This is a genomic window from Paraburkholderia polaris (assembly GCF_012927345.1).
Classification (GTDB): Bacteria; Pseudomonadota; Gammaproteobacteria; order Burkholderiales; family Burkholderiaceae; genus Paraburkholderia; species Paraburkholderia polaris.
The window spans coordinates 1-1,210 of sequence record NZ_JABBGJ010000144.1 but is presented as its reverse complement, the minus strand read 5'-3'; the positions used below and the strand labels follow the sequence as shown (position 1 = coordinate 1,210).

Here is a 1,210-nt window from a genome sequence, read left to right as displayed (position 1 = left end):
TTTGGGTCGCGAAACCCGCGCAAGCGCCGCTCGCGTTCGCGCGTAGGTTGATGGCTATTCTCGGCCCGATTGTTCACGCGGGCGGCAGCCTTGACGAACACGTGTTTGACATTTGCCAGCGCGGGGATCCTGGACTTCGCGGCCGGATAGCTGCGCAGCTGATCGGTGACGATTTTGCGCGGCACCGGGCACGAACGAAGTACGCGTTCGAAGAATCGTTCGGCTGCGGCCATGTCGCGCCGCTTCTGCAGCAGGATATCGAGTTCGGCGCCGTGCTCGTCGACCGCTCGCCACAGCACATAAGGTTCACCGCGCAACGTCACGAACAACTCATCGAGATGCCATGTACTGCCCGGTTTTCGCCGGACAGCCTTTACCCGATGTGCGAACCCGGAACCGAATTTATCGCACCAGCGGCGCACGGTTTCATAACTCACCTCGATGCCGCGCTCGAACAGCAACTCTTCAATATCACGCAAACTCAACTGAAACCGAAAGTACCACCGAACGGCACAGCTGATGACCACCGCAGGAAAGCGATGCCCGTGATAGAGCGATCTGGAATTTTTCATCTCAAGAATTCTACGCGACCGCCTCAATAACGTGACAAAGCCTTCTTGAAATATCCGGGCATCGTTCTCGTTCAACCTGTAGCAATTGCAGAGCCCTTCGCGAGGACGCTAGCGCAAACTTTGTCGCGCCTGAGCTTTCTGATACCCACGGAATGGAAATTGGGGCACCACTCCGACTTTAACTGCCTGCTCTGCTGACGCCGGTCGAGATTGGAGATGCAATCTCACTCACTCACTCACTCGAACCCCCGTTCTCGTCACTATGGAGCTTCACCCATGTCAGCGAATCAACCCCTTTTGGGCCGGGACGTCGTTCAATGGCTCGCCGAACGGCAGAACTGTTGATTTGCACGGAATCCTGACCCACCCTGCGTAGTAATTTGCATCGAATATTGACCCACGTAGAACACTGACCTGCTCGGCAACGGGCGGGGGAACGGAGTGATCGACGTGGCTATATTGAGCATCATCCGACGCTGGCACTTTCGCGATCATGTGTCGTTGCGCGAGATTGCCAAACGGCTGGGCGTGTCCAGAAACACGGTCAGACGCTACATACGGGCCGGCACCGTACTGCCCGCCTATCCCGAACGCCACAGCCCCAGCAAGCTCGACGGGTTTGCTGCGAAGCTTGCTGG

Annotated in this window: 2 protein-coding genes; one reads left to right on the top strand and one right to left on the bottom strand. The window is 57.4% G+C overall.

Going from position 1 to position 1,210, the window contains the following annotated elements; genetic code table 11:
* Positions 1 to 572, bottom strand: a 572-nt coding sequence (locus tag HHL24_RS43380; protein WP_169491345.1) for an IS6 family transposase, incomplete at its 3' end; no start/stop codon positions are given.
* A 441-nt stretch (positions 573 to 1,013) separates the two neighbouring features.
* On the opposite strand from HHL24_RS43380, the gene HHL24_RS43375 reads away from it, so the two are divergent.
* Positions 1,014 to 1,210, top strand: a 197-nt coding sequence (locus HHL24_RS43375) for a helix-turn-helix domain-containing protein (RefSeq protein WP_329606834.1), incomplete at its 3' end; no start/stop codon positions are given.